26 protein-coding genes are annotated in these 21,611 nt (G+C 67.8%); 14 read left to right on the top strand and 12 right to left on the bottom strand.

The features are described from left to right. Positions 1-118: 118 nt before the first annotated feature. Positions 119-1,012: an SDR family oxidoreductase gene (locus ACR9FL_RS06715; protein ID WP_436357811.1), complete on the bottom strand. Its 894-nt coding sequence runs from the start codon at positions 1,010-1,012 to the stop codon at positions 119-121. Between the two features lie 351 nt (positions 1,013-1,363). On the opposite strand from ACR9FL_RS06715, the gene ACR9FL_RS06710 reads away from it, so the two are divergent. The 6 genes from ACR9FL_RS06710 to ACR9FL_RS06685 all read left to right on the top strand — a co-directional run bounded on the left by ACR9FL_RS06710 (position 1,364) and on the right by ACR9FL_RS06685 (position 8,813). Beyond that, complete coding sequence (locus ACR9FL_RS06710; RefSeq protein WP_436357810.1) at positions 1,364-3,253, top strand: AsmA family protein; 1,890 nt, start codon at positions 1,364-1,366, stop codon at positions 3,251-3,253. Positions 3,254-3,369: 116 nt separating this feature from the next. Then, positions 3,370-4,323 (top strand): NAD(P)/FAD-dependent oxidoreductase, encoded by a 954-nt coding sequence (locus ACR9FL_RS06705; RefSeq protein WP_436357809.1) that lies wholly within the window; start codon positions 3,370-3,372, stop codon positions 4,321-4,323. 62 nt (positions 4,324-4,385) lie between these two features. After that, the gene (locus tag ACR9FL_RS06700; protein ID WP_436357808.1) at positions 4,386-4,673 is read left to right on the top strand and encodes a SemiSWEET family sugar transporter; all 288 of its coding nucleotides are present in this window, start codon (positions 4,386-4,388) and stop codon (positions 4,671-4,673) included. A 401-nt stretch (positions 4,674-5,074) separates the two neighbouring features. Then, on the top strand, positions 5,075-6,823 hold the full coding sequence (locus ACR9FL_RS06695) for a hemerythrin domain-containing protein (RefSeq protein WP_436357807.1): 1,749 nt from the start codon (positions 5,075-5,077) through the stop codon (positions 6,821-6,823). 75 nt (positions 6,824-6,898) lie between these two features. Further along, entirely contained in the window at positions 6,899-7,090 is a 192-nt protein-coding gene (locus ACR9FL_RS06690; protein ID WP_436357806.1) for a hypothetical protein, read from the top strand. 964 nt (positions 7,091-8,054) lie between these two features. Further along, positions 8,055-8,813, top strand: coding sequence for a Crp/Fnr family transcriptional regulator (locus ACR9FL_RS06685; protein ID WP_436357805.1), 759 nt, complete (start codon positions 8,055-8,057; stop codon positions 8,811-8,813). Between the two features lie 13 nt (positions 8,814-8,826). Here ACR9FL_RS06685 and ACR9FL_RS06680 read toward each other — a convergent pair whose 3' ends face one another. Further along, entirely contained in the window at positions 8,827-9,600 is a 774-nt protein-coding gene (locus ACR9FL_RS06680) for a Crp/Fnr family transcriptional regulator (RefSeq protein ID WP_436357804.1), read from the bottom strand. Between ACR9FL_RS06680 and ACR9FL_RS06675 the strand changes: the two genes are divergently transcribed. Further along, positions 9,599-9,838 (top strand): hypothetical protein, encoded by a 240-nt coding sequence (locus ACR9FL_RS06675; RefSeq protein ID WP_436357803.1) that lies wholly within the window; start codon positions 9,599-9,601, stop codon positions 9,836-9,838. The two genes, ACR9FL_RS06680 and ACR9FL_RS06675, sit on opposite strands and share 2 nt — an antisense overlap. 129 nt (positions 9,839-9,967) lie before the next feature. Next, complete coding sequence (gene xth / locus ACR9FL_RS06670) at positions 9,968-10,741, top strand: exodeoxyribonuclease III (RefSeq protein WP_436357802.1); 774 nt, start codon at positions 9,968-9,970, stop codon at positions 10,739-10,741. A 15-nt stretch (positions 10,742-10,756) separates the two neighbouring features. Here the strand turns inward: xth and ACR9FL_RS06665 are convergent, their stop codons facing one another. The 4 genes from ACR9FL_RS06665 to ACR9FL_RS06650 form a co-directional block, all read right to left on the bottom strand. After that, positions 10,757-11,221, bottom strand: coding sequence for a hypothetical protein (locus ACR9FL_RS06665; protein WP_436357801.1), 465 nt, complete (start codon positions 11,219-11,221; stop codon positions 10,757-10,759). 82 nt (positions 11,222-11,303) lie between these two features. Continuing rightward, positions 11,304-11,624 (bottom strand): hypothetical protein, encoded by a 321-nt coding sequence (locus ACR9FL_RS06660; protein ID WP_436357800.1) that lies wholly within the window; start codon positions 11,622-11,624, stop codon positions 11,304-11,306. A gap of 79 nt (positions 11,625-11,703) precedes the next feature. Beyond that, positions 11,704-11,976, bottom strand: coding sequence for a hypothetical protein (locus ACR9FL_RS06655; protein ID WP_436357799.1), 273 nt, complete (start codon positions 11,974-11,976; stop codon positions 11,704-11,706). Positions 11,977-11,982: 6 nt separating this feature from the next. Further along, the gene (locus tag ACR9FL_RS06650) at positions 11,983-12,285 is read right to left on the bottom strand and encodes a hypothetical protein (protein ID WP_436357798.1); all 303 of its coding nucleotides are present in this window, start codon (positions 12,283-12,285) and stop codon (positions 11,983-11,985) included. A gap of 206 nt (positions 12,286-12,491) precedes the next feature. Here ACR9FL_RS06650 and ACR9FL_RS06645 point away from each other — a divergent pair, with 206 nt between their 5' ends. Continuing rightward, positions 12,492-12,728, top strand: coding sequence for a DUF378 domain-containing protein (locus tag ACR9FL_RS06645; RefSeq protein WP_436357797.1), 237 nt, complete (start codon positions 12,492-12,494; stop codon positions 12,726-12,728). 65 nt (positions 12,729-12,793) lie between these two features. Next, on the top strand, positions 12,794-13,051 hold the full coding sequence (locus tag ACR9FL_RS06640) for a hypothetical protein (RefSeq protein WP_436357796.1): 258 nt from the start codon (positions 12,794-12,796) through the stop codon (positions 13,049-13,051). A 13-nt stretch (positions 13,052-13,064) separates the two neighbouring features. Here ACR9FL_RS06640 and ACR9FL_RS06635 read toward each other — a convergent pair whose 3' ends face one another. From ACR9FL_RS06635 to ACR9FL_RS06615, 5 genes are all read right to left on the bottom strand, one after another. After that, positions 13,065-13,313, bottom strand: coding sequence for a DUF7662 domain-containing protein (locus ACR9FL_RS06635; RefSeq protein WP_436357795.1), 249 nt, complete (start codon positions 13,311-13,313; stop codon positions 13,065-13,067). 52 nt (positions 13,314-13,365) lie between these two features. Next, the gene (locus ACR9FL_RS06630) at positions 13,366-13,671 is read right to left on the bottom strand and encodes a DUF3817 domain-containing protein (protein WP_436357794.1); all 306 of its coding nucleotides are present in this window, start codon (positions 13,669-13,671) and stop codon (positions 13,366-13,368) included. Between the two features lie 72 nt (positions 13,672-13,743). Further along, positions 13,744-14,136 (bottom strand): helix-turn-helix transcriptional regulator, encoded by a 393-nt coding sequence (locus ACR9FL_RS06625; protein ID WP_436357793.1) that lies wholly within the window; start codon positions 14,134-14,136, stop codon positions 13,744-13,746. Then, on the bottom strand, positions 14,129-14,404 hold the full coding sequence (locus tag ACR9FL_RS06620) for a hypothetical protein (protein ID WP_436357792.1): 276 nt from the start codon (positions 14,402-14,404) through the stop codon (positions 14,129-14,131). The genes ACR9FL_RS06625 and ACR9FL_RS06620 overlap by 8 nt, the downstream gene beginning before the upstream one ends. Next, complete coding sequence (locus ACR9FL_RS06615) at positions 14,401-14,997, bottom strand: JAB domain-containing protein (RefSeq protein WP_436357791.1); 597 nt, start codon at positions 14,995-14,997, stop codon at positions 14,401-14,403. Before ACR9FL_RS06615 ends, ACR9FL_RS06620 begins: the two co-directional genes overlap by 4 nt. Before the next feature lie 579 nt (positions 14,998-15,576). Between ACR9FL_RS06615 and ACR9FL_RS06610 the strand changes: the two genes are divergently transcribed. Together ACR9FL_RS06610 and ACR9FL_RS06605 are read left to right on the top strand one after the other, a co-directional pair. Then, positions 15,577-15,813: a hypothetical protein gene (locus tag ACR9FL_RS06610; protein WP_312063193.1), complete on the top strand. Its 237-nt coding sequence runs from the start codon at positions 15,577-15,579 to the stop codon at positions 15,811-15,813. Next, positions 15,806-17,881, top strand: a complete 2,076-nt coding sequence (locus tag ACR9FL_RS06605) for a glycoside hydrolase family 65 protein (protein WP_436357790.1) — start codon at positions 15,806-15,808, stop codon at positions 17,879-17,881. The genes ACR9FL_RS06610 and ACR9FL_RS06605 overlap by 8 nt, the downstream gene beginning before the upstream one ends. 30 nt (positions 17,882-17,911) lie before the next feature. On the opposite strand, the gene ACR9FL_RS06600 is transcribed toward ACR9FL_RS06605, so the two are convergent. After that, complete coding sequence (locus ACR9FL_RS06600) at positions 17,912-18,133, bottom strand: hypothetical protein (protein WP_312063197.1); 222 nt, start codon at positions 18,131-18,133, stop codon at positions 17,912-17,914. A 309-nt stretch (positions 18,134-18,442) separates the two neighbouring features. Here ACR9FL_RS06600 and ACR9FL_RS06595 point away from each other — a divergent pair, with 309 nt between their 5' ends. After that, complete coding sequence (locus ACR9FL_RS06595; protein WP_436357789.1) at positions 18,443-20,233, top strand: response regulator; 1,791 nt, start codon at positions 18,443-18,445, stop codon at positions 20,231-20,233. Positions 20,234-20,406: 173 nt separating this feature from the next. After that, positions 20,407-21,603 (top strand): DUF6880 family protein, encoded by a 1,197-nt coding sequence (locus tag ACR9FL_RS06590; protein WP_436357788.1) that lies wholly within the window; start codon positions 20,407-20,409, stop codon positions 21,601-21,603. Positions 21,604-21,611 lie beyond the last annotated feature (8 nt).

The following is a 21,611-nucleotide window of genomic DNA, read 5'->3' as shown; positions in this document are numbered from 1 at the left end:
CAATCGTCCGCCGCCACGGACGGACGACGTCCCTCACGAGCGCCGCCCCAGAGCCAGGGCGCATTTCGTTCCAAGATCCAACAAGCCTTGCCGTTCCAGGTCGGACGGCGTTCGCGGCTCAGCCGACGCCGGCCCCGCCGGTCACGCCCCAGACTTCTCCGGTGACGAAGCTGGCCTCCTGGGAGGCGAGCAGGACGTAGACCGGCGCGATCTCCACCGGCTGCCCCGGCCGGCCGAAGGCGCTGTGGGCCCCGAACTGCTCGACCTTCTCCTGGGGCTGACCGCCACTGGGCTGCAGCACCGTCCAGAAGGGTCCCGGCGCGACGGCGTTCACCCGCACGCCCTTCTCGATCATCTGCTTGGCCAGGGCCTTGGTGTAGGCGACGATCCCGGCCTTGGTGGTCGCGTAGTCCAGCAGGATGTCCGAGGGCTCATAGGCCTGGATCGAGGCGGTGGTGATGATGGCCGCGCCCGGCGGCAGATGAGGCGCTGCCGCCTGACAAATCCAGTGCAAGGCGTAGAGATTGGTCCTCATCGTGGCGTCGAAATCGGCGGTCGAGACCTCGGCCACATCCTCCCGGTACTGCTGATGACCGGCGTTGACGACCAGGATGTCCAGACCGCCGAAGGCCTCCGCCACCCGGGCGACCATGGTCGCATTCCATGCCTCGTCACGAATGTCGCCTGGCAGGGCCAGGGCCTTCACCCCGGCCTTCTCGATCAAGGCGACCACCTCTTGCGCGTCCTTCTCCTCAGACGGCAGATAGCCGATGGCGACGTCAGCGCCTTCGCGCGCATAGGCGATGGCTGTCGCCCGCCCGATGCCGGAATCCCCTCCCGTAATGAGAGCCCTGCGGCCCTTCAATCTTCCGTGCCCCACATAACTGTCCTCGCCATGGTCGGGCTGCGGGATCATCCGGCCCGCCAGGCCGGGTTCGGGCTGGGGCTGACGCGGAAAGGGCGGCTTGGGATACTGGTTGCGCGGATCCTGCATGGCGAGGCGATCGGACATGGGTCTTCCTTTAAAGGCGCGCGGCTTGCATCAGGCGCGCTCGGGCATGCCGACCTAATGTCCGTGTCGCACGGCCCGTTCCGCCGTCACGAAGGCGATCGTCTTCGATCCTCCTCCCAGGCTCCGCCCCATGGCGCCCTTTGCGGTCTCAGGCGTTGACCAGCTTCACCGGAGGCGACCTTGATCGACGAACCAGGCCACAAATCCGCTCCGCAGACCCTGCGCTCCGCCGCGGCCTCCCTCAGGCGCGGGTTGAGGGCGAGAGCAGTCAGGCTCAAGACCTATGTCCTCGATCAGGATCCTGTCTGGTCGGCCGTCCGGCGCCCGGGAAAGGCGGAGATCATCGCGGCCATGATCAGTCTTGGACTGATCGCGGGCTCCCTGCTGTTTCTGATGTTGTTCGACTGGAACTGGCTGCGCGGGCCGATCAGTCGGGCGGCCTCCGCCTCCACGGGTCGCGAGGTCGTGCTGAACGGCGACCTCGATGTCAGGCTGTTCAGCTGGACGCCCTCGGCGACGGTGCGCCGCCTCAGCATCGGCGGTCCCGCCTGGGCGAACGATCGCAACACGGCCGAAGTCGAACAAATGGACGTCTCGGTCCGGCTGCGACGGCTCTTCCTGGGTCAGGTGGAGGTGTCCTCCCTGGTGATGACCCGTCCGGCGGTCCATCTTGTCGTGGACGGGAACGGTCGCCGAAGCTGGGACCTGCACCCCGAGCGGCCCGACGACGGTCGCGGTGCGAAACTTCCGGTCATCCAGCGCCTGGTCATCAAGGATGGCCGCCTGACCCTGGACGAACAGCGACGGGGCATGAAGCTCGACGCCATGATCGCGGCGCGCGAGGCGCGCTCCCCCGAGGAGGGCGAAAGCGGCTTTCTGCTTGACGGCAAGGGGACGATGAACGGCGCGCCCCTGACCCTCCGGGTCACGGGCGGCCCCTTCGTCAACATCCGCCGCGACCGCCCCTATGCCTTCACCGCCGATCTGGCGGGGGCCGGCTCGACACTTAGGGCCGAGGGCGCCGTCACCCGGCCGTTCGACCTCGGGCGTTTCAATGCGGTGCTGGAGTTGGAGGGGCAAGACCTGGCCGACATCTATCTCCTGACCGGGATCACCACTCCCAACACGCCGCCCTACAGACTGAAGGGCGATCTGAGCCGGGACGGCGCCCTGTTCCGCTTTGCGAATGTCAGCGGACGGGTCGGCTCTTCCGACCTTTCCGGAAGCCTGGAAGTCAACAAGATCGGCGAGCGCCGCCGCGTCGACGCGAAACTGACCTCGCGCACCCTGGACATCGACGACCTCGCCGCCGTCCTGGGCGCCCGACCGCAGGTCACCGGCGAGGGGACGGTCGCAACCTCGGGCGCGCCCGGAAAGCTTCTGCCCGACGCCCCGCTGCGGACGGAACGGCTCCGCGGGATGGACGGGTCGCTCTCCTACCGCGCCGGTACGGTCAAGACCAACGCCTTCGACATCCGGCAGGTCAGCCTCGGGGCCGACCTGAAGGATGGGATCCTGAAGCTCGAGCCCGTCGCCTTCGCCTTCAATCGCGGAGAGCTCAACGGTACGGCCCGCATCGACGCCCGCAAGTCCATTCCCTACAGCGTCGTCGACTTCCGCCTGAGCGGCTATCCCCTGGAGTCGATCATCCCAGCGCGCGGGGGAGCCCCGACGGTGACGGGACGCGCTCTGGGGCGGGCCAGGCTGGAGGGGCCAGGCGCATCCATCCACGATCTGGCGGCCAACTCCAAGGGATCCATCAGCCTGGTGGCGCCCCAGGGTCAGATGCGATCGGCCTTCGCCGAACTGCTGGGCATCAATGTCGGCGCCGGGCTCGGCAAGCTCCTTTCCGGGGATCAGTCCACGTCCGGCATTCGCTGCGCGGTTGCGGATTTCAAGGTGGCCGGCGGCGTCGCAACCTCTCGCACCCTTGTGATCGACACGGACGTGGTCCTGGCCCAGGGTTCGGGGACCATCGATCTCGGCGCCGAGACCATGAACCTCCGGATCGACGGCGAAACCAAGAAGCCGCGCCTCCTGCGTGTCTGGGCGCCGATCACGATCAAAGGCCCCCTCGCCTCCCCGCGCCTCGGCTTGGACGCCTCGGCTGTGGCTACGCAGGGCGGTCTGGTCGGCGCCCTGGCCACCCTCGTCAGTCCGGTCGCGGCCCTCCTGGGCTTCATCGATCCCGGCCTGGCCGAGGACGCAGACTGCGGCTCCCTGATCGCTTCTGCTCGCTGAGCTCTCTGCGGCCGCCCTCCGGATGACGGCTTTCGTCGCCCCGGTCCTGGAAGGGCCGGGATGGAACGCCGAACCTCGTCATCTGTTCGGACGGGGCATCGCCTCGAAACGAAACCATGGCCGCAGACACAGAACCGACCTCTGAACCCGATGTCGTCGTCATCGGCGCCGGGCCCGCGGGCCTGACCGCAGCCCTCTATCTGGCGCGATACCGCCGGAATGTTCTTGTGCTGCACGACGGCAAGAGCCGGGCCCTGCGCATTCCCCTCACACACAATGCTCCGGGATTTCCTGAGGGCGTTCGTGGACCGGATCTGATCGCACGCATGACTCGCCACGCCGTTCAATACGGCGCGACCATCCAGGAGGCCGAGGTGGCGGCTGTCGAGGCCGTAGCCAGCGGATTCAGCCTTCATCTCGCAGACGGTTCGACACGCGTGAGCCGCGCCGTCGTCCTGGCGACCGGCGTGGTTCTCAACCAGGTCGATCTGCCCGAAGCCGTCCATGAGGCTGCGATCCGGGCGGGCGTGCTGCGCTACTGCCCGGTCTGCGACGGATATGAGCACATCGGCAAACGGATAGGGGTGATCGGCTGCGACACCAATGGCGCGGCTGAAGCCCTCTTCCTGCGGGAGTATTCCCAGAACGTCACCCTCATGCCGCTCGACCGCCCCGAACTCTCTTCCGCCGAGGCCCGGGCCCTGGCGGATGCGGGGATCCGGCTGGAAACCGGCGCCCTTCTCGCTCTAGAGCCCGGCGCCGATGACATCGCCGTCCGTCTCGTCACCGGCGCGCCGTTGACGTTCGACGTCATCTACCCGGCCTTGGGATGCAGACCGCGTTCAATCCTGGCCGAGCAGCTCGGGCTCGCTCTCACCGGGGCCGGCTGCGTGACCTCCGACACCGTCTTCGACAGCCGCGTCGCGGGCGTCTTCGCCGCAGGAGATCTAGTGGAAGGCCTGGATCAGATCAGCGTGGCCATGGGTCACGGCGCCGTGGCGGCCACCAAGGCGCACAACTGGCTGCGCGAGCAGGAGCAAGCCACGCTCCAGAGCAAGAGCCGGTCCTAGTCGTCGCCGCATGCGCACCCGAACCTCAAGGAACAGCAGATGACGCCTGACGTTGCGGCCATATGAGTGAACTCGTCGCCAATATCGTCGGCTCTGCCGCCGCCGTCTGCTCCATCACCAGCTTCGCGCCCCAAGGCGTCAAGATCTGGAAGGAGAAGGACGCCTCGGCCGTCAGCCTCAAGACCTATGGACTGACCGTCACCTGCTTCGTCCTCTGGGTGGTCTACGGCGTCATGACCGAGGCCTGGCCCGTGACGATCGCGAACGCCTGCGCCCTGGCCATGGCGTCCGGCGTGCTGTTGATGAAATGGCGCTTCAGGGACAACGGTCCCCGCGCAGCGCGATCCTAGCGCTCACAGTTGCACCGGACCCGGCCGGCCTCGAGGGGACGCAACCAATACCTGGGGCGCACCCGGACGGCGGCCCGCTTTCACGTCCTGTCCTGATGAGACGCCTATGCGACATAAGGTCTCCGGCGAGCATCGACCGACGAATAATTTCGAAGCCGCCTCGGGGCGCGAGGCCCTGACGAGAACCCCGTAGCGCAGACGCCAACAACAACGTCAAGCTGCGGCGCCTGAGCCCGCCAGACCGGAATTCCACCGGCAAAGCCGCGCATGCAGGGCAGTAGAGAATCCGGCAGATCGGCTGAAACCTGCGCTCGCGATTTCGGCTCGGACCTGGACGGCATGACCGGAACTCGCATCCACAAGGCCGATTTGCCCCCTGTCCCCTTTCGACAGGAGCCGTCATGCAGACGCCGGAAGAAAACGCCGCTTCTCCAACCGCAAAACCGCCGACGCCCGCAGCCGCGGCTGCATCCTCCCCGACGTCGGGAAAGTCCGTTGCAGGCGCCAAGGCCCCTCCCGGCGAAACCAGGGCGGAAGCCGGGTCGTCGGCCGCCGCGAACCAGGGGAAACCCGGTCAAACCCCCAAGACCGGCAAGGCCCCGGAGCTCCCATCCGATCCGGAGGCCGACGCCGTCGACCTGCTCAAGGCTGATCATCGGCGGGTAGAGGCCCTGTTCGCGGAGTTCGATTCCGCCCCCGACCGGCGCAAGGCCGCGATCATCCAAGAGGCCTGCACGGAACTGACGCTCCATACCCTGCTCGAAGAAGAGATCTTCTACCCCGCTTGCCGCGCAGCGAACGGCCAGGAGACCGAGGACGCGCTGGACGAAGCCCAGGTCGAGCACGATTGCGCCAAGCTCCTCATCATCGAACTGCTGGCGAGCAGCCAGGAAGATCCGCTCCAGGCCGCCCGGTTCAAGGTCCTCGCCGAGCAGATCAAACACCATGTCGCTGAGGAGGAGGCGCCCCGGACGGGCGTCTTCGCCAAGGCGAAGTCAGCCGGCGTCGACACAGCCGCGCTGGGCCGCCGACTTCTGGAACGGAAGCGTCGGCTGTTGAAGGAGGCCGACCGGCTGCGCCCGTCGCACCTCGTGTCATTTCATCAACTTCAAGGCGAAAATCGCCCAACCCAGGAGCATGGCATGCCCAGAAATCAAGGTCCGGAACGAGACGAACGCGGCCGTTTCATCAGCGATGACGATGATGATCGCCGCGGTGGATCCTATTCCCGGTCTCGCGACGACGACCGCCGGGACGACAATGAACGAGGCCGTGGTCGCGGCGGCTGGTTCGGAGACTCCGAGGGCCACTCCATGGCCGCGCGCAGCCGTGGCGAGGGTCGCAGCTTCCGGGACGACGACGATGGCGACGGTCGGGGCTGGTACGGGGATTCCCGCGGTCATGCCCAGGCCGCTCGGCGCGGCTGGGACGAACGCCGGTCCATGCGCGGCGATGACGACCGCGACCGGGACGATCGGGGCCGTTTCATGAGCGACGACGACCGCTCCGGTCGCGGCGGCGGACGCGGCCGCAACGCCTCCTCCGACCGGGACCGTGACGACCAGGGCCGCTTCATGAGCGACGATGACCGCTCCGGCCGCGACGGCGGCGGACGCGGCCGCAACGCCTCCTCCGACCGGGACCGTGACGACCAGGGCCGCTTCATGAGCGACGACGATCGCTCCGGCCGCGGCGGCGGCGGACGCGGCCGCAACGCCTCCCTCGACCGGGACCGAGACGACCAGGGCCGCTTCATGAGCGACGACGATCGCTCCGGCCGCGGCGGCGGCGGACGCGGCCGCAACGCCTCCTCCGACCGGGACCGTGACGACCAGGGCCGCTTCATGAGCGACGACGACCGCTCCGGCCGCGGCGACGGGCGCGGGCGCAGTTCGTCTTCGGACCGCGACCGCGACCGCGATGAGCAGTCCTACCGAGGACGCGACGACGATGATGGCGACGGCCGCGGCTGGTACGGAGACTCTCGCGGTCATGCCGAAGCGGCGCGTCGCGGCTGGGAGAGCAGAGGTCGTTCAGATCGCGACGACGATGATCGCTCGGGACGTTCGGATCGCGGGCATGGCGGCTGGTTCGGAGATTCCCGCGGCCATTCCGAGGCTTCCCGTCGGGGCTGGGAAAACCGTCGCTGACAAGCAGGGATGCGTCCGGCCTTCGGTCCGGACGCATCACCGCTCCACCCCCGTCACCCCCAGGGGAGAACCATCATGGCCGACAAGACCTTCCTCATCGACTACGAATGGCTGGGCAGAACCCTCTCCTGCCGCTTGACTGCAGGCGAATGGGATCAGGCCGAAGAGAGGCTGGACGCCCTGAGAAGCACGGGCAGGATTGTGGGTGAACTTCTGATGGAGGGCGATGCGACGCCCATGATGACGAACCGTATCGGATCCTGCTGAAAACACCGGCCCGGACCTCCTCGACACCCGGCCGCTACGTCGGATCACGCCGAAGGTCAGATTCTCGGACAATCCGCCCGGGCCCTCTTACTGAGCGACAAGGGCTTCCAGGAAGCGAGGCAACGCCCCTGGCCTTGAGAAGACGGGCGACTTCGAAAGGCGGGCCGCTGCGGGCGCGCGCCGTCGTCACGTCCGTGAAGCCGCCGCTCCTCGACCGGGATTGCTGGAATCCTCGGCGCAGGCGCTGCCGGAGCGCGCGCTCCGTTCACGGGCGGCCAGACACCGACGGCGAAGCTGCGTCCAGGTCGCACGACCCTCGAGGGTGAAGACATCCGACTGGGTATAGCCTTCGGAGATCATGGCCTTTCGTATTGCGCTGGGGATTGCGAAGCGACCCGAATCCGCCAGTTCGAAGGCCCGCTCGATAGCCGATTTCCTCAACACCGCCCTCCCGCGACCAGAACGCAGGCCTTCGCCCGCAAAATGCGGCCCGGGACGCGCCGAAGAGGGGCTGACACGTCGCCGAGCCGCATTACAATTCACCTCCCGAAGTGATTGCCCACTGTAAATGTCCACTTCCGCTGACGGTTCATGGCGTCCGGTACCGGACACTTCGACGCGCATTGTCGTCTCCTTGCCTGCTTAAGTCCCAACTTGGCCGGGCGCCTTTTGATCCCTGCACGCTCCGGAGTGCAATCGGGCGCGATGAGGAGGCGCCGTCGCGCTCCGGCGGAACCCTTCTGGGCTTCGCGCCGGACGGTCTGGTTTTCACCCTGAGCCTGCTTCTGACGAAAAGTTCGACGTTCCGGCGATTTGCCGCCCGCCGCCATCCTCCGGCAGGCGTTTTATATCATAGGTTAGTGCGGCCGTTTCTCCCGCAGATCATGGTGACTCACTGTCGAGAAGAGCCCGCAGCCCTCGACAGCCGTGGGCGCACGCTCCCGCTGCATGGCGGAGTGATCGTTTGCCTCATCAGAACCGCGCCGGGCTTCAGGTTTTTCTGAACCGTCTCAACCTTCGCTCCCAGCTCACGCCCGTCGAACAGCAGGCCGTACTGGACCTGCCCGCCTTTCCGTCCGAGCTGGAGGCGAACATCGACCATGTCGCCCTGGGCGAGATGACGGAATTCGCCAGCCTGGTCGTCACGGGGGCGCTGGGTCGTTTCGGCCAGAACGTCCGCGGAGACCGGCAGATCACCGCGCTTCACGTTCCCGGCGACATGGCCAATCTGCAGTCCGTGGTGGAACCTCGCGCGACCTCCGCCCTGCAGGCCCTTAGCCGGACGAAGATACTCAAAGTCCCTCACCAGGCCCTGCGATCAGCGGCGGCCCGGCACCCCGCCCTGGCCGAAGCGTTCTGGCGGGACTGCATGGTCGACGCCGCCGTCCTGTCGCAGTGGATCGTGAACATAGGTCGTCGGGACGCCGTGGGGCGTATCGCCCATCTCATCTGCGAAATCGCGACGCGCCAGGGCGTCCGCGAAACCGGGGCGGACTCTTTCGAATTCCCTCTGACCCAGAACCAGATCGCCGACGCGACGGGGATGACCTCCGTTCACGTCAACCGGACTCTGAAGGCCCTCCGATCCGTGGCGACACTGGCGAGCCGGTCCGCTCATGTCCTCGACTGGGAACAGCTGGTCGGTCTGGCAGATTTCGAGCCGGCCTATCTGCAGCGCGGCGGCGCTCCAGGCCACAGACTGAGGATCGCCCAGACCGACTGAGCCGCCGCGGCCCCTAGATCGGCGCGGCGTCCGGACGAAGATAGTTCGGATCGAAGCCCGCCAGGGAAACAAGCCCGGCGCGGTCACGGATTTCGACCCATCCGGCCCGCCAGCACGCCAGGCCGCGAGAGCGCAACTCGGCGAGTGTCCGGTTCACGTGCACCGATGAAAGTCCGAGGCAGTCGGCGAAATCTTCCTGGGTCATGGTCAGGCTGAATCCATCCTCGTTCCCCAGTCCCGCCATAGCGATCCGGGCGTCGAGCTCGCACAGCAGGTGAGCCATCCGCCCGAGCGCATCTTGGCGGCCTAGTCGGTGAAACCACTCGCGCTGGATAGCCGCGTCGACGGCCAGCTCCAGCATGAACAGCCGACCGAGGTGCGGATGGGCCTCGATCATATCCGCCAAAAGGCGGTGAGGCAGGGCCGCGGTGATGCAGTCGGTCAGCGCCAGGACGCCGTGGTCCACCTGTTTCATGACCAGGCCGTGCAGGTCCAGAAAATCTCCGGCAACGCTAAGCTGGGTGATGGAGCGCGCGCCGCTCCTGAAAACCTTTATGCGGGCGGCGAGCCCCGAAACAAGCAGACGGCAATCGGCAGTCCGGGCGCCTGCACGAAGGATCATTTCGCCCGCGCGATGAAGGACGGGTGCGTCGAGCGCCTGCTCCAGCGCTATCCGCTCGGCGGGACTGATCCTGTCCCGCTGCTCGAGCCTGGCGATAAGCCCCTGTGTCGGTGACTGACCCGAAATCATCCGATCTTCACGTAGCTGCGTATAGATGCCTGTCATGGCGCTCTACAGATATATCGTCACCCAATCGGACAAGGAACTGGTGCTCGAGAATGAGGCCGTTTCTGACGCCGTAGCCTACCGCGAAGGGGTTCGTTTCGCCGCAGAAATGCTCGCTGAACAGTCCTCTCCCGGGCTGGAGCCTGTCAGCTTGGGGCTGGTCGTTCTGGACCCGTTCGCCCGCGAAATCCTGCGCGTGGACATCCAGGCCTCAGCCCCGCCGGATGGGGGCTCCTGAAGGGGCGTCGAACAGACTCCGGGCGCAACGGCTTTCGCGCCAGCCGCCTTTACAGGCCATGTGCTTCGCCTCTCCAATCCCGGCTGCGGCCGACCGCCGCCGACACTTCTTCTCAGGGCCGGAGTTGCGGTGAGGATCGCCACCTATAATGTCAATGGGATCAACGGCCGGCTGCCCGTACTGCTGCGCTGGCTGGAAACAAGCCGTCCTGACGTGGTCTGTCTGCAGGAACTCAAAGCGCAGCAGGCGAACTTCCCCGCCCAGGCCCTCGGCGACCTCGGCTACGAGGCGATCTGGCTGGGCCAGAAGAGCTGGAACGGCGTCGCCATCCTGGCGAGGCAGTTCCCTATCCACGAGACACGCCGGGGCCTCCCGGGCGACCCCGATCCGGGCCAGAGCCGCTATATCGAAGCGGCGATCAACGGCGTGCTCGTCGGCTGCCTTTATCTGCCCAATGGAAATCCAGCGCCCGGTCCCCGCTTCGACTACAAGCTCGACTGGGCGGACGCCTTCATCGCCCATGCCGCCCGTCTGATCGAGACCGGCGCGCCCGTGGTGCTGGCGGGCGACTACAACATCATCCCGACCCCGGCGGACGTCTACAGACCCGAGCGCTGGACAGAGGATGCGCTTTTTCGACCGGAAGCGCGGCAGGTGTTCAGCCGTCTGCTCGACCAGGGATGGACGGACGCCCTGCGGCTGCACCACCCGCAGGAGACCCTCTATACCTTCTGGGACTATTTCCGGAACGCCTACGCCCGCAACGCGGGACTGCGTATCGACCATCTTCTGGTCAGCCCCTCCCTGGTTGATCGCCTCCGCGCCTCCAGTGTCGATCGCGAGGTCCGAGGTTGGGAAAAGTCGAGCGATCACGCTCCGACCTGGATCGAGCTCGCCAACTGACGGTCTCCACGAGCCTCAGACGACCAGACTCTTCTCGATCAGGCGAAACAGGGTCAGGGCCTCGGCGTCGTCCAGGGCGTCTATATCAACGCCGGCGGTGAGATCGACCAGAAGATCGATCGCAGCCCCGCAGGCCGCGCCGTCGGTCGGCGCCTCGGCCTGCACCCAGGCCGCTATGGCGGCCAGCGTGCGCAGGGCTTCCTGATCGGACATGGGACTATCCTGAAGCGCGGCCGCAGCGGCGATCTCGCGCATTTCCCACAGGGACTTGCGACAGGCGTCGGGGTCCTCTCGTCGCTCGGCCCGTACAAGAGCGGCGAGGGCCGCCGTCCCCATCGAGCTCAGCACCAGCTGGAAAAGAATCTCGCCTTGCGGCGAAGAAACCGTCATCCGCGCCTCGGGCGAGCTCCAGAAAACGACTCCGTCATCGCGAAGAAGCTCGCCCAGAGTGCGCACCGCCTCCACCTGGGCTTCCTGCACCGAGGCAAGGCTCGATTCCCACCTGATCCTTCTGCCCTCAGGCCCTGCGTCCGATTCGAAGATAAAGCTCTGCATCCTGGCGTCAGCGTGACGGCGTCGACGTCGCCGGCTGTTCGTCGGCGGTAGTCCCCGCGCGAGCGGAATTATCGGCCAATGTCGCAGAGGCATCCTGCTGGAAGGCCGCAGCGTCTTCGACCTGGGTCCCGTTATCCACGGGGGCGGAGGCGAATGGACCCGCCCAGAAGGCCCAGACCACGGCGAAGCCGACAGCCGTAAGCACCAGACCTCCCAAGAGGACCGCCATGATCCGCGACCCTTTTCGGCCCTGGCGCACGTACTGGGCCTCGACCGGTCGGTTGCTACGCACGGCCTTGGCCGAGGCTTCATGGGGATTCCGGTGCATGCTGGTCCTTTTTCATAGGGGATATGGGGGGCAGACGCCTCTGCGACCGACAGCCGACGCCTTTTACGATCCGCCCTGTTCACAGGCTCAGGAGGCCGACCACGACCATGACCAGGCCGATGGCGGCCGCGCATCCGTACCAGAAGATCGGCGTGAGACGCGGCCCTCCCGGCTGGAGTACCGGTTCCGTCGGCAAGGGGTCCTCAGGACCATCTTCGGCAGGGGCGGCCGAGCGTGCGCCTCCGGCCTCTTCATCGGCGCCGGCCGGGGCCGCGCCGGGGTCGAAGATCGGCCTGGCGCCCTGGCCGCGTCGGCGCCACTGGGCGTCCTTTACCTGAAGGGGATGGGGCATGACATCTCAAACCATGGCCCGCGCTGGGGTTCCTATTTCAGAAGGCGTGCGTCGGGAAGACGACACTGGAGCGACGCGCTCCTCGCCGACATGATGTTCGATCCGGCCGCTCTCGATTTCAGTTCGGGAGAACACCTCCTCCTGACCGTCGATAAGCAGTTCGTCCGCCCCGTCATCGGCCAGAGCCGCGAGCGGCTTGGCCTGGCCTTGCTGAGCAGCGGCCTCCGGAGCGCCCTGGGCGGGTTCTTCGGCCCCTCCTCGTCTCTCGCTGCGGGGCCCGGCCCCATCGGATTTTTGGTTTCTGATCATCGGTCTTCGCCTCCTGCGGCGTTCGGCCCCATGACATCAATCCCCGATCTCGCCCTCGGGTTCGAGCCGGCCGGAAGAGAAGGCGCACCGCCTCGCGAGGACGGGCGGCCCGGCGCGCTCAGGCCGGCGTCTCTGACCGATACCGGTCTCGCCGGAACAAGGACGGGGGCCCGGCCGGTTGATCGGCATCATCCGGAGGACAGACCATGAAAGCCGTCAATCTCATCACCCTTCTCCTGGTCATCATCGGCGCCGTGAACTGGGGTCTCGTCGGCGCCTTCGATTTCAACCTCGTCTCGGCCCTCTTCGGCGACGGCTCCGCGGTCGCCCGCGGCGTCTATATTCTTGTCGGGCTTTCGGGCCTCTGGCAGCTGGCCCCCTTCGCCCGGGCCTTGCAGATCGATGAACCGCGCGCCGAAGCCGGCCGTCGCTTCGCTCGCTGATCTGCGCCGGGGCCGGTCCCGCCCTGCCCCGGCCGTCTCTCGCAAGCCCTGTCCATGGAGGACCCATGATCTACTTCTGTTTCATCGAGGGCGACGATCAGCATGATGTCGAGATGAAGCTGCTGGAGGCCGTCGAGGACGGACCGGCGATGCAGGAGGCCGGAGCCCTCCGCTTCGGCGGTCGGACCGGCTACGTCTTCGACGGCGATCGCTCGGTCGGATCGGTCAAGACGTCACGGGAGCCGGTGGCCGAAGAACCCTTCTTCGGCAGGATCGATCGCGAACCATCCGGCGGGGTCCTCTTCCCGGACGCGGGCGCCTGACCCTTCTCGACGATCAGCGTCTACGCTCAAATCTCACCCGTTCCTTGCCGGCGATGAGGCAGGCTCGGAAGCCGGCTGCTCGCCAGGCTTCCCTCTGCACCTCGCGAGGCGTCGGTTCGACCTCGTCAGCCCACCACGCGGGAAGACGCGCGCCCTTGGGAAGCATGGCGCGCAGCCTGAGTTCGATCTCGGCGAAACTCAGTTCCAGCGCGTCGATCTTCTGCCTCTTCAGGTAGTCGCGAAGCGGATCATATTTCCCCATGACGTCAGTGACCGTGAAACCCGCCCGGGCGCAAGCCGGGGCCGCAGATGGCCTAGAGGAAGCCGAGCGCGCGCCGACGGCGCTGAAGCCGTTTCAGATAGCTGTCGTTGATGAAGGTTCCCAGCGGCACAAGGGCGGCCAGGACGGTGCGCAGCCATCCCGACACATCGGCGCGGCTGGACGCCAGGGCCGGGATCATGACCAGAACATAGGCGATGAAGGCCAGTCCATGCGCCATGCCCGTCGAGGGGATCAGGACGGGATTCCCCAGAAGGTGCTTCATCGGCATGGCCACGAAGAAGAGAGTGATCGTCGTGACGCCCTCGACGAGGGCCACGAGACGAAAAAGCTTCAGCATGCCTGGCCCCTTCAACATCAGGCCGGTCGCATAGCCGCTAAGCGGCGCCCGTTCCAGCCCGTGGCGTCCGCATCAGAAGTCGAAGTCGATCTGGTCAGGATGGACGGCCGTCCCGCGCGGCCGGCGTGATTTTAGCGGCGACGTCTTGGCCGTGGCCGGCGCAAGCTTCGCTAGATCACCCTCCTCCCGGGGTTTTCGGCTGCGCCAGCCCGCTCCCGTGAGACGCGGAACGGCGGGGCTTCGCCAGCGCCGTCTTTCGCGGTTTTTCCGCCAGGCCTCCAGTTCGCTCTCCCACCAGCCCACCCGTCCGGGCGAGAGGGCGACAGAGGCCGGAAAACTCCCTGTCTGCTGCAGGCGCCAGGCCGTGGTCCGGCTAACGCCGACCAGGGCCTGGACCTCGGACCAGACCAGCAGACGCCCCTCGGGGGCGGCGCCCTCCTCGCCGAGCCCCCCTTCGTCAGCCACGGCGACGCGCCCGGGCGGCCGCCGGCGCAGCCGTGCGAACTTCGGAAATCTGCGCCAGGGCCCAGGCCCGCAACAGGCCGCGGGGATAGTAGGGTCGCGACCTCACATGACGGCATGGCGGCCCGTTCCCGCCCACGGACCAGAGGCGCGCCAGGGTGGCCGGTTTCAGGCGCACCCCCATGGCGGCCAGGAAGACGGACGCCTCCTTGCGCGTCAGAAGATCCTCCACCCCCTCGTCCTGAGAAGCCCGTCCTGTGTCCGGGATCATGGGCGTCTCTCCCGGCTGCGGCAGTCCCGGGCGGAACGGACGTCCCGGCCTGCGGCCAGGGCGAGGTAGCAGGACAGGACCAGGTCTACGTAGGCTTCCGTTTCCGGGATTCTCGGGACCCGGCCCAGCCGCTCCACCCGCGCGGGCCCCGCGTTGAAGACAGGAGCGTGATCGACAGTGCCGTCAGCCCTCAGCTCTTCGCGGATCAGGATGTTGCGCTTGTTGAGATAGAGGGCCCGAAACTGTTCTCGCGGGGCATGGGCCAGGGAGATGCGCAGATAGCTCAGGAGCGCGCTCCAGGACGAGAGGACGGGCCGCCTGCAGGCCTCGGCCCGGCCCATGGCCACGGCCAGGGCCCTGACGCTGGCGAAACCGGCCACAGCCCCGGGCGGCAGACCGGTTCGCGCCAGGGCGGCGGCGTCCGCGGCCGCCACCCCCGCCAGGCCCCCGAAGTCCGTGATCAGGGCGGCGGCGGCGTCCCGTCCCGATCCCGGCAGCTCCCGCTCCAGGAGAGCCGACAACAGGTCCAGATCCGCCGCCTCCTCATAGGGCGTAGCCGGAATGGTGCAGTCGAAAGTGACGAGCGAAGTCATGGCGTAGTCCTCCCTGGGCTCCCAAGCGGAGCGCCCCAGAGCGCCCTTTCCTTCCCTCCGGTCCGAAGACGCCCGGCCTGGCCCAGGGCTGGATCAGACCCGGCGCACGCCCCGTTCACCTGTTCGCCCTGGGCTGAACGCAAGCGTCGCAAGCAGACGTTGGTCGCCGGAGAGGATCATGGCGGATTGCGATTCCTTCAGATGCAGGGCGCCCTCAGCGTCAATCAGGCCGATGTTGGGAGGATCGAGCGGACCACCTGGCTTGAATGCGCCCCGCCGCTACCGTCCCAAGGGCGCGTTCGCAGAAAACGCCTTACCCATGCAGGCGTCGGCCTGCGCCTTGACCCAGGCGACAAAACCGGCCGCCAAGCCCCCGGCTCCGCCTGAAGGAGATAGAAGGGGCGCCGGCGGTACAGGGTATCGGGCGACAGACGGACGAGCGCCCCCTGGGTCGTCGTAGCAGACGGTATTTGGGAGCAAGGCCGCTGAGACCGGCCCCCGACACAAGCTGGGTCTCGCGCGTGGAAAGGAACCATTCCTGCCGGGAGGTCGTCTGTATCGGAGGCCAGGAGTACGACCATGACATCCGAGCAATCCCGAGGACGGGCGCGCAATGCCGCGACGCCGGGCGGCAAGCCCGAGGCTGACGAATCCGACGAGGCCGTGGAGCGCGTGGGCCGCGAGGCCCGCAAGCGCGCCGGTCCCGACGGTCCGGACGCGACGGTGGTCGGCGACATCTTCAAGAGACCGCCCGATCGACGGCGGTCGAAAGAGACCGGCCCCAATAAGCCGGCGGAGCGTCCGCCGAATGGATGACCGTCCCACGCCGCCCCTGAGCCCCGAACCGGCTTCCGGGCCGAGGGACGGCGATCTGCCGGCCTATCTCGGCAACGGCCTGATCGGCCTGAGGATCCGCGAGGTCCCCCTCTTCGCCGGCATGGTTCTCGTCAGCGGCCTCGCCGGCGCCCACCCCGAGCGCGGGATCGAGGCCGCCGCGGCTGCGCCCTATCCGCTATCCGGGGATCTGGCGATCGACGGGGTCTGGATGAGCGAGCAGCCCTGGGGCGTCGGCGATCTCCGACAGTCCTACGACTTCGCGACCGCCGAGCTCCATTCCGCCTTCACTTTTAAGGCCGGGGCCCGGACCCTCTCGGTGGAGGTCGTGACCTTCGCCAGCCGCACCGCCCCCTCGATCGTCGCCCAGGAGGTCCGGGTCACAGCCGACGGCCCCTGTGACCTGAAGTTCCGGGCTGTGGTGTCGATCGCCGGGTTGACCGGACGGATCGCACGACGGCGCACGGACACGCCCGGCGAACCCGAGCCGGCCTGTGACGGCAGCCTCCTTTGGGAAACGGCCGAAGCGCTCGGCCAATGCGGCCTGGCCCTGGCCACCGAAGCCCCTGCGGCCGCCGGCCGCAAGGTCCTGACCTGGTGCGACGCCGGCCCCCTCTGCACGGAGCATGAGATCCGGCTGGCTTCAGGAAAAGCCGCGCGTTTTCGGCAACTGGCGGCCCTGATCCCCTCCGTGCTCCACGGACGGCCGGACGAGGAGGCCGTCAGGCGCGTGGCGCGAGCATCCCGGGACGGTTTCGACGTCTTGAGACGATGCAACCGCGCAGCCTGGGCGGAGATATGGGAGGGTCGGATTGTCATTGTGGGCGCGAGCGCGCGGCACCAAGCGCTTGTCGACGCCGCCTTCTACTACCTGAACGCTTCCGCCCACCCCGCTTCGCCGGCCTCCACCTCGATCTTCGGCCTCGCGACCTGGCGGGACTATCACTACTACTACGGCCACGTGATGTGGGATGTGGACGCCTTCTGCCTCCCGCCCCTGATCCTCATGCAGCCGGACGCGGCGCGCGCCATGCTGGCCTTCCGGAGTCGAGGCCGGCCTGCTGCGGCGGCCAATGCGCGCCTCTCCGACCGTCAGGGGCTGCAATATCCCTGGGAGGCGGCGCCGGGCACCGGCCAGGAGGCGGCGCCCGGCGCCGGCGACGCCGCCCATCACGAGGACCATGTCTCCCTGCATGTGGCCCGCACCTTCTCCCTCTTCGCCGACGCCACGGGCGACCAGAGATTTCTGGAAGAGGAGGCCTGGCCGGTCCTCAGCGGGGTGGCCGACTGGTTCGTCAGCCGGGTGAGCCGGACAGGTCGGGGATTTGAGCTTCTGCGGTCCATGGGCCCGGCGGAGGTCCCCACGCCCCCGGACAACGACGCCTTCAGTCTCATGGCCGGCGCCGACGTACTTCGGCGCGCCCTGCGCGTCTCGGAACGCCTGCGGCGGCCCGCGCCCGACGCCTGGAAGACGGTGCTCGCCGACCTCTACCTGCCGGTGCGCTCCGACGGGGTCATCGCCGCCCATGACGACTATGACCGCCGCGAGGAAAAGGGCGCCACGCCCTCTCCCCTGGCCGGACTATTTCCCTATGACTATCCGGCCTCGCCCTCTGTGAGCCGCAGGACGCTGGCCTTCTACCTCAAGCTCTGGCCCGACTATGTCGGATCGCCCATGTTGCCCGCCCTCTACTGCGTCTGGGCCGCGATGGCCGGCGACCGGGACCTCGCGCTCAAGCTGTTTGAAGAAGGCTTCGCCGCCTACGACCGCCCCCGGTTTCACCAGTGCCTCGAATATCGGCTGGATCACGCGGAGGGACCCGCAGCCGGGCCCTTCTTCGCCAATCTCGGCGGCATGCTTCTCGGCCTCTGCTACGGTCTGACCGGACTCGTGGTGGACGACGGCGAGCCGGATACCTGGGCCCGCCGCCCGATCACCCTCCCAGCCGGCTGGGAGGCTGTCAGGATCGACCGCCTCCGGGTGAGAGGCCGTTCGGCGCGCCTTGTCGCGCGGCAGGGCGCCGAGCGCGCCGAGCTTTCATTTTCCTGATGCCAGGACGTCGCCGGCGGGCCGCACATTTCAAAGCGCTTTCAGTCCACGGCCCTGCAGTCCTGCGTCCGGCCCGCATCGAAGGCGGAAGGCCAGGGGCGAAAACACCTCGCCCGTTCCCCCGTCCTGAATGACCACGCCTGTCAGCCCCTGGGCCTCGAACAACGCCGCCAGGCGCAGGGCGGCGCGGTCGTCGGACACGCAGGTGGCGAGGTCTTTCTCGCCGGCTTCATAGGTGACCAGATAGGACATGGATCGCTCCCGGCTCTCCTCCTTCGTCAAGCGCTCTCGCCGGCCGCCGTCTCCCTGTGTCGGATGCCCGACATAGGGCCAGTCCCGACATTGGCGGCGCCCCCCGACCGGGAACCGGGGGACTTTCCAACGGCGGATGGCGGACGCCGCGCGTCTTGCAACGACGACGTCCGCCGGCCGAAGGATGGAGCGCATCACAGCTCCGTAGCGGCAATGATCAAGAGCCATGCTCTGTTCCGCTTCACGCAGACGTCGAACGTTTTGTTGACGAAGACCGTCCCACCATCCTCGCCCTCAGGAGAGACCGGCATGACCCCTATGGAGCGACGGTGGATTGGAGAGGCCCTGAGGCGGCGCGCGGAGCAGTGGCGCACGCGGATCGGGTTCGGCCTGCTGATCGCGCTGGTCTTCTGGCCCATGACGGGTCCCCTTTTCGCCCTGGCCTGGACCGGAACCTATCTTCTCGTCCAGGCGGGCGAGCGCTTCCTGACCGCCCTGTGGAGCGCCTCCCCCCGGCTCCGGCGACGTCTGACGTATCCGGGTCTGGCTCTGGTACTGGCGGGCAACCTGGTCTTCGCCAGCTTCGCCCTGCGCCAGGCCATGACGCAGGACACGCTCGGTCTGGTCTGCGCCGCTGTCCTGGCTTCGGGAGCCCTCATCAACGGGGCCATGACGACCGGCGGGTCGCGCGCTGTCACTCTGGCGGCCCTGGCGCCCCATATCGGACTGCTCCTGAGCCTGCCGGTCTTCCTCTACCTCAGCTATGACTCGCCGCTTCCGGCGGTGCAGCTCCTGGTGGCCGGCATGCTGCTGGCGGCCGCGACCGTGGCCGCCGTCAGGGGATTGTCCAGGACCATGGCGCGCCAGCGCGCCGCCGAGGCGGCGGCGGTCTCCGCGCGCCGTCAGGCGGAAGCGGCCAGCCGGGCCAAGAGCGCCTTCATCGCCAATATGAGCCATGAGATCAGAACGCCGCTCAACGGCGTCCTGGGTCTGGCGAGAGCGCTCGCGGGCGCCGACCTGCCGCCGCGCGAGCGCGAGCAGAGTCTGCTGCTCCTGGAATCCGGCGAAGCGCTCAGGGTCCTGCTCAACGACATGCTTGATCTGTCCAAGATCGAGGCCGGTCACTTCGTTCTGGATTCCCGCCCCTTCGCCCTGCGCGACCTGCTCGACCGCCTGGTCCGCCTCTTCGAACCCGTGGCGGCGGCCAAGGGCCTGGAGTTGCGTCTGGCCGCCGCGCCGGATCTCGCCGAGGTCTATGTCGGCGATGAAACGCGGGTGCGCCAGATCATGGCCAATCTCATCTCGAACGCGGTCAAGTTCACCGACCATGGCCGGATACTGGTCGAGGCTCGCCCCGCCCCGCAGGGCTTGCGGCTGGCGGTATCCGACACCGGTCCCGGGGTGGCCGCCGACCAGATGGCGCTGCTTTTCCAGAAGTTCGTGCAGCTCGACGAGTCCCCGACGCGCCGTCACGGCGGCGCCGGTCTGGGCCTTTCTCTCTGCGCCGATCTCGTCGCGCTGATGAAGGGCGACATTCGCGCCGAACGTCTTCCGGACGCGGGCATGAGGTTCGAAGTCGTCCTCCCGCTGCCCGAACGACGGAACACGTCCCGACCGCAGCAAGAGGCGGAACCGGCTCTGCCGGCGGCCGCCGTCAGCGAAGTCTCACCGTGCGACCCGCCCGCAGCACTTCAAATTCTGGCGGCGGAGGATCATCCGATCAATCGCAAGGTCCTCGAGCTTCTTCTCGAACCGGCCGACGTGGAATGCCACTTTGTCGAAAACGGCCAGGAGGCTGTCGAGGCCTGGCGACAGCGTGACTGGGACCTGATCCTCATGGACATCCAGATGCCCGTCATGGACGGCATAGCCGCCACGCGCGCGATCCGCGCCGAAGAGGCCTTCCTGGGACGCAAGCGCACGCCGATCCTCGCCCTGACAGCCAACGCCCTGCAGCATCAACAGGAGGAATATGCGGCGGCGGGGATGGATGATTTCATCGGCAAGCCAGTGCAACCCGAAACCCTCTACGCGGCCATCGAGCGGGTGGTCCAGGCTTCCGGCGACTCAGCCGCGGAACGGTCGACTTTCCACGCCTGAGCGCCGACTATCAGAGCGGGCCTTCAGTGGGCCCCGGCGGCGCCATGAAGCCGTCGGAACGGATATCTCGCTAAAAGACCCCTCGCCGAATTCGACCTCTCCCGTTTCGACAGGCGTCAGGCTGAGCATGGTATAAGGTTTCGGGCAGGTTCGCCCGCCTCGCAAAGGACCTCATGGCGCGTCAGTCAAGACTCTCGACGCGGCTTTCCGCCGCCAGCCTCGTCCATCTCGGCGCGCCGCGCCTGGCCGACCTGCTGATTGAGGCTGGCGCCGGAAACGCCAATCTGAAGCGCCGCCTTCGCCTTGAATTGGCGGCCGAGGCGGGTCCGGATGTCCTGGCGCTGGAGATCGACAAGCGCATCACGGCCCTCGCCGCCGCCCGCACCCGCGTGTCATGGCGCAAGCGCGGCGAGCTGATCGAGGACCTCAACGCCCACCTCCGGATGATCATGGAGCGCCTGTCGCCGGAGGCGCCCGTCGAGGCGCTCGCCGTCCTCATCCGCTGGTTCGATCTCTATCCTGGCCTGGCCGCCCGCGTGAAGGACACCAGGGGCGAACTCCCCGCCGCCTTCGAAGCGGCGGCGCCTGATCTCTTCGCGCTCGCCGAGGCTGGCGGCGACAAGGCCCTGCAGGATCTGGTCGACGCCCTTGAACGGCGTCCGCAGGACTATGGGCGCTGGATTTCCGCTGCAGGGGACGCTCTGGGTCCCGTCGCCGCCCGCCGGCTGCTCGAGAGCCTGGACGCCTCGGCCAGGAAGACCCCGGCAGGCCGGAACCTGCTGCGCCGCCTCGCGGACAGGGCCGGGGACCTCGATCTCTGGCTGTCCCTCGTCACCCCCGAACAGGCCGGATCGCCCGACATAGCCGCGGACATCGCCCGCCGCCTCCTGGGCGCCGGCCGCGTCGCCGAAGCCCGCGCCGCCCTGGAAGCCCCCTTGCGCCCCTCCCCGCTCAACCGGCGCTGGACCTTCGGCCATAACCCGAAGGAGGGCGCGCCCCGTCTGACCCCGGCCTGGGAAGCCGCCTCCATCGACGTGCTCGAGGCCGAAGGAAGCCGCCAGGAGGCCCAGGACCTGCGCTGGAGCCTGTTCGAGCGCGACCTGTCGGCGCCGGTCCTGCGCGACTACCTCTCGCGCCTGCCCGACTTCGACGACGTCGAGGCCCTGGACCGGGCCTTCGCCCACGCCTCCGGCCACCCTGACTTCGAGGCCGCCATGCGTCTCCTGATGGACTGGCCCGCTCACAGGGAGGCGGCCGCCCTCGTCCTGGCGCGGCCCCGGGAAGCCCGGCAGGCTCGCCCGATAGCGGCGGACTGGGCCTCTCGTCTGGCCCAGCGTTATCCCGAAGCCGCCGACGCCCTGGCCAGCTAGGCGCTCCG

The sequence above is a fragment of the Brevundimonas sp. CEF1 genome, assembly GCF_051353055.1.
GTDB lineage: Bacteria > Pseudomonadota > Alphaproteobacteria > Caulobacterales > Caulobacteraceae > Brevundimonas.
Note: the sequence above shows the minus strand (reverse complement) of the source record. Positions and strands in the feature narration are given on the sequence as shown.